Annotated in this window: 11 protein-coding genes; 9 read left to right on the top strand and 2 right to left on the bottom strand. The window is 61.1% G+C overall.

Annotation, left to right across the window (positions count from 1 at the left end; all coding sequences use genetic code 11):
• Positions 1-166 precede the first annotated feature (166 nt).
• Together HX783_RS14405 and rpmE are read right to left on the bottom strand one after the other, a co-directional pair.
• Positions 167-1435: a malic enzyme-like NAD(P)-binding protein gene (locus tag HX783_RS14405; RefSeq protein ID WP_016979185.1), complete on the bottom strand. Its 1269-nt coding sequence runs from the start codon at positions 1433-1435 to the stop codon at positions 167-169.
• A gap of 288 nt (positions 1436-1723) precedes the next feature.
• Positions 1724-1957 carry a 50S ribosomal protein L31 gene (gene rpmE, locus HX783_RS14400; protein WP_005784030.1) on the bottom strand — a complete coding sequence of 78 codons (234 nt, stop codon included), beginning with the start codon at positions 1955-1957 and terminating at the stop codon, positions 1724-1726.
• Between the two features lie 375 nt (positions 1958-2332).
• Between rpmE and HX783_RS14395 the strand changes: the two genes are divergently transcribed.
• From HX783_RS14395 to phaC (HX783_RS14355), 9 genes are all read left to right on the top strand, one after another.
• Positions 2333-4552, top strand: coding sequence for a primosomal protein N' (locus HX783_RS14395; protein ID WP_177017294.1), 2220 nt, complete (start codon positions 2333-2335; stop codon positions 4550-4552).
• 204 nt (positions 4553-4756) lie between these two features.
• The gene (argS, locus tag HX783_RS14390; RefSeq protein WP_177017293.1) at positions 4757-6493 is read left to right on the top strand and encodes an arginine--tRNA ligase; all 1737 of its coding nucleotides are present in this window, start codon (positions 4757-4759) and stop codon (positions 6491-6493) included.
• Between the two features lies 1 nt (position 6494).
• On the top strand, positions 6495-7196 hold the full coding sequence (locus HX783_RS14385; RefSeq protein ID WP_053253947.1) for an SPOR domain-containing protein: 702 nt from the start codon (positions 6495-6497) through the stop codon (positions 7194-7196).
• A gap of 257 nt (positions 7197-7453) precedes the next feature.
• The gene (hslV, locus tag HX783_RS14380) at positions 7454-7984 is read left to right on the top strand and encodes an ATP-dependent protease subunit HslV (RefSeq protein WP_010563201.1); all 531 of its coding nucleotides are present in this window, start codon (positions 7454-7456) and stop codon (positions 7982-7984) included.
• 36 nt (positions 7985-8020) lie between these two features.
• Positions 8021-9358, top strand: coding sequence for an ATP-dependent protease ATPase subunit HslU (gene hslU, locus HX783_RS14375; RefSeq protein WP_008439258.1), 1338 nt, complete (start codon positions 8021-8023; stop codon positions 9356-9358).
• A 148-nt stretch (positions 9359-9506) separates the two neighbouring features.
• Positions 9507-9884: a gamma-butyrobetaine hydroxylase-like domain-containing protein gene (locus HX783_RS14370; protein ID WP_177017292.1), complete on the top strand. Its 378-nt coding sequence runs from the start codon at positions 9507-9509 to the stop codon at positions 9882-9884.
• Between the two features lie 249 nt (positions 9885-10133).
• Positions 10134-11813: a class II poly(R)-hydroxyalkanoic acid synthase gene (phaC, locus tag HX783_RS14365; RefSeq protein WP_159953776.1), complete on the top strand. Its 1680-nt coding sequence runs from the start codon at positions 10134-10136 to the stop codon at positions 11811-11813.
• A 163-nt stretch (positions 11814-11976) separates the two neighbouring features.
• Positions 11977-12822 carry a poly(3-hydroxyalkanoate) depolymerase gene (gene phaZ / locus HX783_RS14360; protein WP_177017291.1) on the top strand — a complete coding sequence of 282 codons (846 nt, stop codon included), beginning with the start codon at positions 11977-11979 and terminating at the stop codon, positions 12820-12822.
• An 88-nt stretch (positions 12823-12910) separates the two neighbouring features.
• On the top strand, positions 12911-14593 hold the full coding sequence (gene phaC / locus HX783_RS14355) for a class II poly(R)-hydroxyalkanoic acid synthase (protein ID WP_159953774.1): 1683 nt from the start codon (positions 12911-12913) through the stop codon (positions 14591-14593).
• Positions 14594-14607 lie beyond the last annotated feature (14 nt).

The following is a 14607-nucleotide window of genomic DNA, read 5'->3' as shown; positions in this document are numbered from 1 at the left end:
GCTCGCGAAAGCGGTATATCAGTATCAGATGTGTTGGCTGATACACCGCATTCGCGAGCAAGCCCGCTCCCACACTTGGATCTTCACCAGGCCCAAGCGAATCACCAGCCACAAAAAAGCCCCGACTCGCGAGAGCCGGGGCTTTTTGTTGGTGCGCTACAACGGCTTAGCCGTTGAACACATCATCCACGCTTTGCAGCGGGTAGTGCTTCGGATACGGCAGGGTGGCCACACCGGTCTCGATGGCGGCTTTGGCCACGGCATCGGAGATCAGGGTGATCAGGCGCTTATCCATTGGTTTCGGGATGATGTACTCACGACCGAATTCCAACTTGATACCACCGTAGGCGTCGCACACTTCCTGAGGAACAGGCAGCTTGGCCAGTTCACGCAGGGCGTTGGCGGCAGCGACTTTCATCTCTTCGTTGATGCGCTTGGCGCGAACGTCCAGGGCACCACGGAAGATGAACGGGAAGCCCAGTACGTTGTTGACCTGGTTCGGGTAGTCCGAACGGCCGGTGGCCATGATCACGTCGCTACGGGTAGCGTGCGCCAGCTCCGGGGAGATTTCCGGGTCCGGGTTGGAGCAGGCGAACACGATCGGGTTGGCCGCCATGGATTTCAGGCCTTCGGCGCTCAGCAGGTTCGGGCCGGACAGGCCAACGAACACGTCTGCACCGTCGAGGGCGTCAGCCAGGGTGCGCTTGTCGGTCGCGTGGGCAAACATCGCCTTGTACTGGTTCAGGTCGGTACGCTCGGACTGAACAACGCCCTTGCTGTCGACCATGAAGATGTTTTCCAGCTTGGCGCCCATGCTCACCAGCAACTTCATGCAGGAGATGGCCGCAGCGCCGGCGCCCAGGCAGACGATTTGCGCGTCAGCCAGGGTTTTGCCGGCGATTTCCAGAGCGTTGATCATGCCGGCCGCGGTAACGATTGCGGTGCCGTGCTGGTCATCGTGGAATACCGGAATGTCGCACTGTTCGATCAGGGCCTTTTCGATCTCGAAGCACTCAGGTGCCTTGATGTCTTCCAGGTTTATGCCACCGAAGGTGATGGAAATGCGCTTAACGGTGTCGATGAAAGCCTGCGGGCTTTCGGAATCGACTTCGATGTCGAAAACGTCGATGCCGGCAAAGCGCTTGAACAGCACGCCCTTACCTTCCATGACTGGCTTGGAAGCCAATGGGCCGAGGTTGCCCAGGCCGAGAATCGCGGTGCCATCGGAAATCACTGCAACCAGGTTGCCTTTGCCGGTGTACTTGTACGCCAGTTCAGGGTCGCGGGCGATTTCACGTACGGGCTCGGCAACGCCAGGGCTGTAGGCCAGCGACAGGTCGCGGGCGGTGGCAGTGGCTTTGGTGAGCTCTACACTCAGCTTTCCTGGACGAGGATGGGCATGATATTCGAGAGCGGCAGTTTTCAAATCAGACATATCGGCATTCCGCTTTTACTGTTGGTCGACGGACCGCCGAGGATACGCGTGTCGCAAAGTCCCTACAAGACTGGGCAGTCACAGGTGTCAAGGGCCCTGCGCTACGACTTTTGGCCAAGAGCCACGGGATACAAGGGCTCAACTGTTCACAATCGACTTAAAAAATGTCTACATTTTTTTGTTTAAATTCGATTTGATCGATGTGCTGCCAAATCGCAGGCACAAAAAAGGCGCCCACAAGGGACGCCTTTTTCAACAGCTGGCAAAAACCCAAAGGGCTTTTGAGCCTTACTCTGCTGGAGTAGCAGCAGGCTTCTTGCCGAAAGCACCAAAGCGATCTGCGAAGCGCTGTACACGGCCGCCGGTGTCCAGAGTTTTCTGCTTACCGGTGTAGAACGGGTGGCACTCGTTGCATACGTCAGTACCCAGTGGCTTGCACAGGTTCGAACGAGTTTCGAACTTGTTGCCGCAGCTGCAGGTGACTTCGATGGTTTCGTACGCTGGATGGATATCGGCTTTCATGGTGACTTCCTCGGGCTAGCGTGCCGCCACTCGACACTATTGTCGAATACCGCACGTAATTAGGCCGCGGATTCTACCAGACCTTTTTAAACGCGCAAGCGGCGGTTCCGGCCGATTGGGCACATATAAGCCCCTTTCATCCGAAAAGACCCGACACATCACATCCCTTTGTGGGAGCGGGCTTGCTCGCGAAAGCAGTGTGTCAGTCGCCGAAAATAGCGGCTGATCTACCGCATTCGCGAGCAAGCCCGCTCCCACAGGGGATCGCAGCGCTCTGAACATCCCATTCGTGCACCACAGACAGGACACTCCCACCGCAGGTCTGCTAGGCTCCCGCCCCTGCGCCACCGCCTGCCTTTATATGAGACTCCCCGCGTGCCCGACGCCATTTTGCGCCTAGCCCTGCCCTCGCCCCTGCGCCGCCTGTTCGACTACCGTGCCCCGGCCGGCGTGCTGCGGACGCAGTTGCAGCCAGGCATGCGCGTGCGCGTGCCATTTGGGCGCCGAGAGATGATCGGCATTCTGGTCGAAGTGGCCGATCACAGCGAAGTCCCCGCAGAAAAGCTCAAGCCCGCCATAGCCATCCTCGACACCACGGCGCCGCTGCCACCGGCCTTGTTCAAGCTGTGCCTGTGGACCGCCCAGTATTACCAGCACAGCCTCGGCGATACCTTGAGCTGGGCGCTGCCGGTGTTGTTGCGCCAGGGCGAGTTGGCCGAAGCACGCCAGGAACGCTTCTGGTCGATGGTGCCCGGCGCGCGCCTCGATGACCCACGCATCGCCCGCGCGCCGCGCCAGCGAGAAGCCCTGGCGACGTTGGCCCAACACCCGCACGGCGTAGCCCATCAGCTATTAAGCAAGCTGATGCTGAGCAAAGACAGCCTCGACCTGCTGCTGGCCAAGGGCCTGGTGCAAGTGGAGATCCGCAAGCACGCCCCGGACCCGCGCCACGACCACTGGCTGGCCCAGCCGGAACTGCCACTGAACCCCGAGCAGCGCGCGGCGTACGAAGCGATTCGCGCTGGTTTCGACAGTTTCCACGCGTTCCTGCTGGCTGGCGTTACCGGCAGCGGCAAGACCGAAGTGTATTTGCAGTTGATCCGCGAAACCCTGCAAGCCGGCAAACAGGCGCTGGTGCTGATCCCGGAGATCAACCTCGGCCCGCAAACCCTGGCGCGTTTCGAGCAACGCTTCAACGCGCGCATCGCCCTGGTGCACTCGGCGGTCAATGACCGTGAGCGCCTGGAATCCTGGCTGGCGGCGCGGGACGGCGAGGCCGACATTATTATCGGCACCCGTTCGGCGCTGTTCACACCGATGAAAAACCCCGGCCTGATCATCATCGACGAGGAGCATGACGGCTCCTATAAACAGCAAGAAGGCCTGCGCTACCACGCCCGCGACCTGGCGCTGGTGCGCGCGCGCCAGGAAGACATCCCGATTGTGCTGGGCTCGGCCACGCCGTCTCTGGAAAGCCTGCACAACGCCTACACCGGCCGCTATGGCCTACTGCGCCTGAACGAGCGTGCCGGCGGCGCCAAGCAACCGCGCTTCCTGCGCCTGGATGTGAAAAGTCGGCCACTGGACAGCGGCATTTCCGGGCCGATGCAGCAAGCCATCGGCCAGACCCTCGCCGCCGGCCAGCAAGTTTTGGTGTTTCTCAACCGCCGAGGGTTTGCGCCGACACTGCTGTGCCATGACTGTGGCTGGATGTCGGAGTGCGAACGCTGCGATGCGCGCATGACCGTGCACCAACGCCACGGCGAGTTGCGCTGCCACCACTGCGGCCATGTGGAGCGCACGCCGCGCCACTGCCCGCAATGCGGCAAAGTGGATTTGCGCCCAGTCGGCGCGGGCACCGAGCGCGCCGAAGAACGCCTGGGGATTCTGTTCCCGGATTACCCGGTGCTGCGGGTCGACCGCGACAGCACGTCGCGCAAAGACGCAATGAATCAGCTGTTCGCCACCATCCAGAAGGGCCAGCCGTGCATCTTGATCGGTACGCAGATGCTTGCCAAAGGGCACCACTTTCCACGGGTCACGCTGGTGTCGATCCTGGATGCCGACGGCGGTCTGTTCTCCGGTGACTTCCGCGCCAGCGAGCGCATGGCGCAACTGATCGTGCAGGTCGCAGGCCGTGCGGGGCGTGCCGAAGAGCCGGGCAAAGTGATTATCCAGACACACCTGGCCGACCACCCGCTGCTGATTCAGCTGACAGAACAAGGCTACTTCGCCTTTGCCGAACAGGCGCTGAGCGAACGCCGCTCCGCCGGCCTGCCGCCGTTCTCGCACCTGGCACTGCTGCGGGCTGAAGCACATAAACCCGGGCAGGCCGAAAGTTTTCTGGATGAAGCCTGCAGCGCCGCCGAACGTTTGCTCGGCGAACTGGGTCTGACCGGCATCGAATTGCTCGGCCCGGTGCCTGCGCCCATGGAGCGCCGCGCCGGGCGTTATCGCGCTCAGCTACTCTTGCAGGCAACGTCCCGCGCACCGCTGCATCGGCTATTAAGTAGCTGGTTGCTTGCCCTGGAGCAAATGCCCAGCGGCCGGCAAGTGCGATGGTCGCTGGATGTGGACCCGGTAGATTTATATTGATAGCAAAACCGCTATCGCAGGCAAGCCAGCTCCCACATGTAGAAGTATTCACCCATTAAAATGTGGGAGCGGGCTTGCCCGCGATGAGGCCCGCAGGTCTACCAACCCGTCTGAACGGTTGGCAAGCCCGCCCTCGCCACGGATAATGCCCAGTTTTTCCACCTGCGCATCGCGCGCCGCCGCTTGCGGTCGAAAGAGAACACCATGAAAGACACCATTCGCCAGCTGATCCAACAAGCCATCACCCAACTCGTCAACGAAGGTGTGTTGCCTGAAGGCCTGACGCCGGCGATCCAGGTGGAAAACACCCGCGACAAGACCCATGGCGACTTCGCCAGCAACATTGCGATGATGCTGGCCAAGCCTGCGGGCATGAAACCGCGCGACCTGGCGGAAAAAATCATCGCCGCCCTGCCTGCCGACGAGAGCGTCACCAAGGCCGAAATCGCCGGCCCAGGCTTCATCAACTTCTTCCAGAACACCCAGGCCCTGGCTTCGCGCCTGGACGCCGCCCTGGCCGACGCCAGGATCGGCGTGCGCAAGGCCGGCCCGCTGCAGCGCGTGGCGGTTGACCTGTCGGCCCCCAACCTGGCCAAAGAAATGCACGTGGGCCACCTGCGTTCGACCATCATTGGTGACGGCGTGGCGCGGGTGCTGGAGTTCCTCGGCGACACGGTGATCCGTCAGAACCACGTGGGCGACTGGGGCACCCAGTTCGGCATGCTGATGGCTTACCTGCAGGAAAACCCGATCACCAGCAATGAGCTGGCCGACCTGGAAAACTTCTACCGTGCCGCCAAAAAGCGCTTCGACGAATCCGAAGAATTCGCCGACCGCGCCCGTGGCCTGGTGGTCAAGCTGCAAGCCGGTGACGAGGAATGCCTGGCGCTGTGGGGCCGTTTCCGCGAGATCTCGCTGTCGCACTGCCAGGAAATCTACGAGCTGCTCAACGTGAAGCTGACCATGGCCGACGTGATGGGCGAAAGCGCCTACAACGACGACCTGATCAACGTGGTCAACGACCTCAAGGCCGCGGGCCTGCTGGTCGAGAGCAATGGCGCGCAGTGCGTGTTCCTCGAAGAATTCAAGACCGCCGACGGCGAGCCGCTGCCGGTGATCATCGTCAAGGCCGATGGCGGCTACCTCTACGCCACCACCGACCTGGCGGCCGTGCGCTACCGCAGTGGCGTGCTGAAAGCCGACCGTGCGCTGTACTTCGTCGACCAGCGCCAGGCCCTGCACTTCCAGCAGGTGTTTGAAGTGGCACGCCGCGCAGGCTTCGTCACCCACCCGATGCACATGGAACACATGGGCTTCGGCACCATGAACGGCGCCGACGGCCGGCCGTTCAAGACCCGTGACGGCGGCACCGTGAAGCTGATCGACCTGCTGACCGAAGCCCAGGAACGCGCCTACAACCTGGTGAAGGAAAAGAACCCGGAACTGGCCGAGGCCGACCTGCGCAACATCGCCCGCGTGGTAGGCATTGGCGCGGTGAAATACGCCGACCTGTCCAAGCACCGCACCAGCGACTACAGCTTCAACTTCGAACTGATGCTCAACTTCGAAGGCAACACCGCGCCGTACCTGCTGTATGCCTACACCCGTGTGGCTGGCGTGTTCCGCAAACTGGGCAAGGACTTCAGCGAAGTTGACGGCCATATCGTGCTGGACGCACCGCACGAACAGGAACTGGCGGCCAAACTGGCGCAATTCGGCGAAGTGCTGAACAGCGTCGGCGAAAAGGGCACACCGCATATCCTCTGCACCTATTTGTACGAAGTCGCCGGCCTGTTCTCGAGCTTCTACGAGAACTGCCCGATCCTCACCGCCGACGACGAAGCCCAGAAGCAAAGTCGCCTGCGCCTCGCCGCACTGGCTGGACGGACCCTCAAGCAAGGCCTGGAATTGTTAGGCCTGGAAACCCTGGAGCGTATGTAAGTTGGCTGCCAAGAAAAAACCTGCACCCAAGCGCGGCGCCAGCCGCTATCAAGCCCCGGCGAAGAAGCCGATCCCGGGCTGGTTGTGGATGGCCATTGGCCTGGCGGTCGGTGCGTTTGTCGTGATCCTGATGAAGCTGGAGCCAGGCAAGGGCGATGACGTCAAACGCGTCAAGCAAGAGCAGCAGAAGGCCACGAAAATGGCCGAAGCCAACAAGACGGCGCCAAGCCCGACCGCACCGGTGAAGCCGAAATACGACTTCTATACGCTGCTGCCGGAATCGGAAGTGATCGTGCCGCCCGACGCCGTGCCGGAGAAAACCCTGCCGACGCCGCAAGTGCCGACCACGCCGGTCACTCCTGCGGAAGCGGCGAAGATCGACACGGCCCGCGCCCAGGCCGCATTGGCCGGGATCACCCCGCCACCGCCGCCGCCAGTGGCGACCACCAAGGCTGCGCCAGTGACCAAGTTCTTCCTGCAAGCGGGCTCGTTCCCGAAACAGGCGGATGCGGATCGGGTGCGTGCGCAGATTATTCTGTTGGGCCAGGCCGTGACGGTGGAGTCCGGCACGGTGAAGGACGCGACCTGGTATCGCGTGCTGGTGGGGCCGTTCAGCAACCGTGAACAGCTGACCGTGGCGCAGAAACAATTGGCCGGTGCCGGGTTTAGTAACCTGTTGTTACAACAACGCCAGAGCCGTTGATTCAAGCTTAACGCCGCTCAAAATGTGGGAGCTGGCTTGCCTGCGATGGCGGTGTAACAGTCAATATTTTCAGTGACTGACACACCGTCATCGCAGGCAAGCCAGCTCCCACATTGGTTTTATGGGCCTCTGGAAAATGTATAAGACCAATAAACACCACTCGTCCGCACACCCTTCCTACGGTTGAAATCCCCCCCGCCACCCCCATATGAGATTCCAACAGGGCATTTTCGCCCCGCTGCGTGGAGACTCTCCCCTTGACCACCATCGTTTCAGTACGTCGCCACGGCAAAGTCGTCATGGGCGGCGACGGCCAGGTTTCACTTGGCAACACCGTGATGAAAGGCAACGCCAAGAAAGTGCGTCGCTTGTACCACGGCCAGGTTCTCGCGGGCTTTGCCGGCGCTACCGCCGACGCCTTCACCCTTTTCGAGCGTTTCGAAGGCCAGCTGGAAAAACACCAGGGCCACCTCGTACGTGCCGCGGTTGAGCTCGCCAAAGAATGGCGCACCGACCGCTCCCTCAGCCGCCTGGAAGCCATGCTGGCCGTCGCCAACAAAGACGCGTCCTTGATCATCACCGGTAACGGCGATGTGGTTGAGCCTGAACATGGCCTGATCGCCATGGGTTCCGGCGGTGGCTACGCCCAAGCGGCAGCCAGCGCACTGCTGAAGAAAACCGACCTGTCGGCCCGTGAAATCGTCGAGACTGCCCTGGGCATTGCGGGCGATATCTGCGTGTTCACCAACCACAACTTCACCATTGAGGAGCAGGACCTCGCCGAGTAAGCCGTAGGCTTATTCCGCTTGAGGCCGCCAAACACTATGTCCATGACTCCCCGCGAAATCGTCCATGAACTTAATCGCCATATCATCGGCCAGGACGATGCCAAGCGCGCCGTTGCCATTGCGCTGCGTAACCGCTGGCGCCGGATGCAATTGCCCGAAGAGTTGCGCGTTGAAGTAACGCCAAAGAACATCCTGATGATCGGCCCGACCGGCGTCGGTAAAACCGAAATCGCGCGGCGCCTGGCCAAACTGGCCAATGCCCCGTTCATCAAGGTCGAAGCCACCAAGTTCACCGAAGTGGGTTATGTGGGCCGCGACGTCGAGTCGATCATCCGTGACCTGGCCGACGCTGCCTTGAAACTGCTGCGCGAACAGGAAATGACCAAGGTCAGCCACCGCGCCGAAGACGCTGCCGAAGAACGCATCCTTGACGCCCTGCTGCCACCGGCGCGCATGGGTTTCAACGAAGATGCCGCGCCGTCGTCCGATTCCAACACCCGTCAGCTGTTCCGCAAGCGCCTGCGTGAAGGCCAGCTGGATGACAAGGAAATCGAGATCGAAGTGGCCGAAGTCTCCGGCGTCGATATTTCCGCACCGCCTGGCATGGAAGAAATGACCAGCCAGCTGCAGAACCTGTTCGCCAACATGGGCAAGGGCAAGAAGAAAAGCCGCAAGCTCAAGGTGAAGGAGGCGCTGAAACTGGTGCGTGACGAAGAAGCCGGGCGCCTGGTGAATGAGGAAGAACTCAAGGCCAAGGCCCTGGAAGCGGTCGAGCAGCATGGCATCGTGTTTATCGACGAGATCGACAAGGTCGCCAAGCGCGGCAACTCCGGCGGCGTCGACGTGTCCCGCGAAGGCGTACAGCGCGACCTGCTGCCGCTGATCGAAGGCTGCACCGTGAACACCAAGCTGGGCATGGTCAAGACTGACCACATCCTGTTTATCGCCTCGGGTGCGTTTCACCTGAGCAAGCCAAGCGACCTGGTGCCGGAGCTGCAAGGCCGTCTGCCGATTCGCGTGGAACTCAAGGCGCTGACCCCAGGCGACTTCGAGCGCATCCTCAGCGAGCCGCATGCTTCGCTCACCGAGCAGTACCGTGAGCTGCTGAAAACCGAAGGCCTGGGCATCGAGTTCCTGCCGGACGGTATCAAGCGCCTGGCGGAGATTGCCTGGCAGGTCAACGAGAAGACCGAGAACATTGGTGCGCGTCGTCTGCACACCCTGCTTGAGCGCCTGCTGGAGGAAGTGTCCTTCAGCGCTGGCGACATGGCCGGTGCGCAGAATGGCGAAGCGATCAAGATCGACGCTGACTACGTTAATAGCCACCTGGGCGAATTGGCGCAGAACGAAGACCTGTCTCGTTATATCCTGTAAGCCTTAACGCAGAGCCGCTTTGCTTTACTGTGGGAGCGGGCTTGCTCGCGAATGCGGTGTTTCAGTCAGCAGTTCTGATACTGACACACCGCATTCGCGAGCAAGCCCGCTCCCACATTTGAAGCCGGTTCCTACAGGATCATCTCCAATGTCGAAATTTCCTACTGCTGTAAACCTGCACAAAACCTCCAACACCCTTGGCCTCACCTACGGGCCCGATGAGGTCTACCAGCTCCCCGCCGAACTGTTGCGCACTCACTCGCCTTCCGCCGAGGTGCAGGGCCACGGCAAACCCATCCTGCAATTCGGCAAGCTCAACGTCCGGCTGATCAAGATAGAACCGGCCGGTCAGTACGCACTGAAACTGACCTTCGACGACGGCCATGACAGCGGACTGTTCACCTGGGACTACCTTTACCAGTTGGCCGTACGCCAGGAAGACCTGTGGGCCGACTATCTTGCAGAACTCAAAGCGGCCGGCAAAACCCGCGATCCGAGTGAGTCGGTCGTGCGGCTGATGCTCTAACTCAGGCGTCTTGCTCTTTAGAGGGCATTTTCTAATTTCATCTGCTTGAATGCCCTGTCGCGTGGTCAACGATTGGCCCGCTTGCGAAAAAAATTAAACTCGGGTAACCAATGGAACTGGCAAGTTCCCTGCATTTGACGATGCGGTATCAACGGTCACCCGAGTTGCAGTACCAGGCTGGTGTCGTGTATCGAAATTGGGTGCGCAGCAATCGCCGGTACTCGTCTTTCGGACAATGGAGCGTCGTAGATGAGTAACAAGAATAACGATGACTTGAAACGCCAGGCCTCGGAAAACACCTTGGGGCTGAACCCGATCATCGCGTTACGCAAAAAGGATTTATTGGCCTCAGCGAAGATGGTGCTGACCCAAGCCATCAAGCAACCGTTGCACAGCGTCAAACACGTCGCCCATTTTGGCGTCGAGCTGAAGAATGTGATGTTCGGCAAATCAGTGTTGGCGCCCGAAGGCGATGACCGTCGCTTCAGCGACCCGGCGTGGAGCCAGAACCCGCTCTACAAGCGCTACCTGCAAACCTATCTGGCGTGGCGCAAGGAACTGCACGACTGGATCGGCGACAGCAACCTGTCGGAACAGGACATCAGCCGCGGCCACTTCGTGATCAACCTGATGACCGAAGCCATGGCCCCGACCAACAGCGCGGCCAACCCGGCGGCGGTCAAACGTTTCTTTGAAACCGGCGGTAAAAGCCTGCTCGACGGCTTGTCCCACTTGGCCAAGGACATGGTGCACAACGGCGGCATGCCGAGCCAGGTCAACATGGGCGCCTTTGAAGTGGGCAAGACCCTGGGCACCACCGAAGGCGCCGTGGTTTTTCGCAACGACGTGCTGGAGCTGATCCAGTACAAACCGATCACCGAGCAGGTGCACGAGCGCCCACTGCTGGTGGTGCCGCCGCAGATCAACAAATTCTATGTATTCGACCTGAGCCCGGAGAAGAGCCTGGCGCGCTTCTGCCTGCGTAATGGCCAGCAGACGTTTATTGTCAGCTGGCGCAACCCGACCAAGGCCCAGCGCGAGTGGGGCCTGTCGACCTATATCGAAGCGCTCAAGGAAGCGGTCGATGTGGTCACGGCAATTACCGGCAGCAAAGACATCAACATGCTCGGCGCCTGCTCCGGTGGCATCACCTGTACTGCATTGCTCGGCCACTATGCGGCGCTGGGCGAGAAGAAGGTCAACGCCCTGACCCTGTTGGTGAGCGTGCTCGACACCACCCTCGACACGCAGGTGGCGCTGTTCGTCGACGAACAGACCCTGGAAGCGGCCAAGCGCCATTCCTACCAGGCCGGCGTGCTGGAAGGCCGCGACATGGCCAAGGTGTTTGCCTGGATGCGCCCCAACGACCTGATCTGGAACTACTGGGTGAACAACTACCTGCTGGGCAACGAGCCGCCGGTGTTCGACATTCTGTTCTGGAACAACGACACCACGCGTCTGCCGGCAGCGTTTCATGGCGATTTGATCGAGCTGTTCAAGAACAACCCGCTGGTACGCGCCAACGCCCTGGAAGTGTGCGGCACGCCAATCGACCTCAAGCAGGTCACCGCCGATATCTATTCCCTGGCCGGCACCAACGACCACATCACGCCGTGGCAGTCTTGCTACAAGTCGGCGCAGCTGTTTGGCGGCAAAGTCGAATTTGTGTTGTCCAGCAGCGGGCATATCCAGAGCATCCTCAACCCGCCAGGCAACCCCAAGGCCCGCTACCAGACCAGCGATGGCCTGGCAGGCAAGCCGCTGGAGTGGCAAGAGAATGCAACCAAGCACACTGACTCGTGGTGGTTGCATTGGCAGGCATGGCAGGCAGAGCGGGCGGGGAAATTGAAGAAGGCTCCTACGAGTTTGGGTAACAAAACCTATGCCGCGGCTGAGGCGGCGCCGGGTACTTATGTGCATGAACGATAAGAACACCCGTTATTTTGATTGAAATGAGATCAAATGTGGGAGCGGGCTTGCTCGCGAATGCGGCGTGTCAGTCAACACCTCTGATACTGATACACCGCTTTCGCGAGCAAGCCCGCTCCCACACTGATCTCACTCCGGCTGCACTACTTCACAGGGCTTGAGCATGCCGCAACCGTTCATCTTCCGTACCATCGACCTGGATGGCCAGACCATCCGCACGGCGGTACGCCCGGGCAAGCATCACTTGACGCCGCTGCTGATCTTCAACGGCATCGGTGCCAACCTTGAGTTGGTGTTTCCGTTCGTCCAGGCGCTGGACCCGGACCTGGAAGTGATCGCCTTCGATGTGCCGGGCGTGGGCGGTTCGTCGACGCCGAACCGGCCTTATCGATTCCCCGGCCTGGCCAAACTCACCGCGCGCATGCTCGATTACCTGGACTATGGCCAAGTGAATGCCGTGGGCGTGTCCTGGGGCGGCGCGCTGGCGCAACAGTTTGCCTATGACTACCCGGAGCGCTGCAAGAAGCTGATCCTGGCCGCCACCGCCGCCGGTGCATTCATGGTGCCGGGCAAGCCCAAAGTACTGTGGCTGATGGCCAGCCCGCGGCGCTATATCCAGCCGTCCCATGTGGTGCGCATCGCGCCGATGATTTATGGCGGCTCGTTTCGTCGCGATGCAAAGCTGGCCGCCGAGCATGCGAGCAAAGTGCGCTCGGCCGGCAAGCTGGGTTACTACTGGCAGCTGTTTGCAGGCTTGGGCTGGACCAGCATCCACTGGCTGCACAAGATCCGCCAGCCGACCCTGGTGCTGGCCGGCGACGACGACCCGCTGATCCCGTTGATCAACATGCGCTTGCTGGCCTGGCGCATTCCCAACGCGCAGTTGCACATCATCGATGACGGCCACCTGTTCCTGATTACCCGGGCCGAAGCCGTGGCACCGATCATCATGAAGTTTCTCGAAGAGGAGCGCCTGCGGGCCGTGATTCACCCGCGACCGGCCGTGTAAGGACTGCACCGCCGCGCAACTTGCCGAGAACCGACTATGGTTCTGAATTGGCGTGCCCGTTGTTGCCTTGACGAAGGAGTGTTGGCTCATGCGAGAAAGACCCGTGACGAACCCGGCGCCCACACCTGCCGTGTTCATCAATGCGCAAAATGCGATCACCGGCCTGCGCGGTCGGGACTTGCTGGCGACCCTGCGCAGCGTCGCCGCCCACGGCTTGCGCAACCCGGTGCACACCGCGCGTCATGCCCTGGCGCTGGGCGGTCAGCTCGGCCGCGTGCTGCTGGGCGAAACCGTGCATGAGCCCAACCCCAACGACGCGCGCTTCGTCGACCCCACCTGGAAGCTCAACCCGCTGTACCGGCGCAGCTTGCAGGCCTATTTGAGCTGGCAGAAACAGACCCGCCACTGGGTCGACGACAGCACCCTGAACGCCGATGACCGCGCCCGTGCCCATTTTGCGTTCTCGCTGCTCAATGATGCCGTGTCGCCCTCCAACACTTTGCTCAACCCGCTGGCCGTCAAGGAGCTGCTCAACTCCGGCGGCAACAGCGTGGTGCGCGGTGTGAGCAACCTGTTTGACGACTTGCTGCACAACAACGGCCTGCCCCGCCAGGTCAGCAAACACGCGTTCGAAGTGGGCAAGACCGTAGCGACCACACCCGGCTCGGTGGTGTTTCGCAACGAGTTGCTGGAGCTGATCCAGTACAAGCCCATGAGCGAAAAACAGTACGCCAAGCCGCTGCTGATCGTGCCGCCGCAAATCAACAAGTACTACATTTTCGACCTGAGCCCGGCCAACAGCTTTGTGCAGTACGCGCTCAAAAATGGCCTGCAGACGTTTATGGTCAGCTGGCGCAACCCGGATGTGCGCCACCGTGAATGGGGCCTGTCCACCTATGTCGCCGCGTTGGAAGAAGCGCTCAACGTGTGCCGGGCGATCACCGGCGCCCGCGAGGTCAACCTGATGGGCGCCTGCGCCGGTGGGCTGACCATCGCCGCGCTGCAAGGCCATCTGCAAGCCAAGCGCCAGCTGCGGCGCGTCTCCAGCGCCAGTTACCTGGTGAGCCTGCTGGACAGCCAGCTCGACAGCCCCGCCACGCTGTTTGCCGACGAGCAAACCCTGGAGGCTGCCAAACGCCGCTCCTACCAGCAAGGTGTGCTGGATGGGCGCGACATGGCCAAGGTGTTTGCCTGGATGCGCCCCAACGACCTGATCTGGAACTACTGGATCAACAACTACCTGCTCGGCAAGGAACCGCCGGCGTTCGACATCCTGTACTGGAACAACGACAACACGCGCTTGCCCGCCGCGCTGCACGGCGATTTGCTGGATTTTTTCAAGCACAACCCATTGAGCCATCCGGGCGGCCTGGAAGTGTGCGGCACACCGATCGACTTGCAGAAGGTCACCGTGGACAGCTTCAGCGTGGCCGGGATCAACGACCACATCACGCCGTGGGACGCGGTGTATCGCTCCACGCAATTGCTCGGCGGCGAGCGGCGCTTCGTGTTGTCCAACAGCGGGCATGTGCAGAGCATCCTCAACCCGCCGGGCAACCCCAAGGCCAATTACGTCGAAAACCCCAAGCTGAGCAGCGACCCGCGCGCCTGGTACTACGACGCCAACCACGTCGAAGGCAGCTGGTGGCCGCAGTGGCTGGCGTGGATTCAACAACGCTCCGGCGTGCAGCGCGAAACCCTGACCGCCCTGGGCAACCAGAATTACCCACCGATGGAAGCGGCGCCGGGCACTTACGTGCGCGTGCGCTGAGTCAACGATCACAT

The sequence above is a fragment of the Pseudomonas sp. D2002 genome, from assembly GCF_013385735.1.
Classification (GTDB): domain Bacteria; phylum Pseudomonadota; class Gammaproteobacteria; order Pseudomonadales; family Pseudomonadaceae; genus Aquipseudomonas.
Note: the sequence above shows the minus strand (reverse complement) of the source record. Positions and strands in the feature narration are given on the sequence as shown.

What these genes read in the sequence shown, in the direction of transcription:
- HX783_RS14405 (WP_016979185.1), bottom strand. Translation starts at nt 1,435, where the DNA reads ATGTCTGATTTGAAAACTGCCGCTCTCGAATATCATGCCCATCCTCGT.
- rpmE (WP_005784030.1), bottom strand. Translation starts at nt 1,957, where the DNA reads ATGAAAGCCGATATCCATCCAGCGTACGAAACCATCGAAGTCACCTGC.
- argS (WP_177017293.1), top strand. Translation starts at nt 4,757, where the DNA reads ATGAAAGACACCATTCGCCAGCTGATCCAACAAGCCATCACCCAACTC.
- hslU (WP_008439258.1), top strand. Translation starts at nt 8,021, where the DNA reads ATGTCCATGACTCCCCGCGAAATCGTCCATGAACTTAATCGCCATATC.
- HX783_RS14370 (WP_177017292.1), top strand. Translation starts at nt 9,507, where the DNA reads ATGTCGAAATTTCCTACTGCTGTAAACCTGCACAAAACCTCCAACACC.
- phaC (WP_159953776.1), top strand. Translation starts at nt 10,134, where the DNA reads ATGAGTAACAAGAATAACGATGACTTGAAACGCCAGGCCTCGGAAAAC.
- phaZ (WP_177017291.1), top strand. Translation starts at nt 11,977, where the DNA reads ATGCCGCAACCGTTCATCTTCCGTACCATCGACCTGGATGGCCAGACC.
- phaC (WP_159953774.1), top strand. Translation starts at nt 12,911, where the DNA reads ATGCGAGAAAGACCCGTGACGAACCCGGCGCCCACACCTGCCGTGTTC.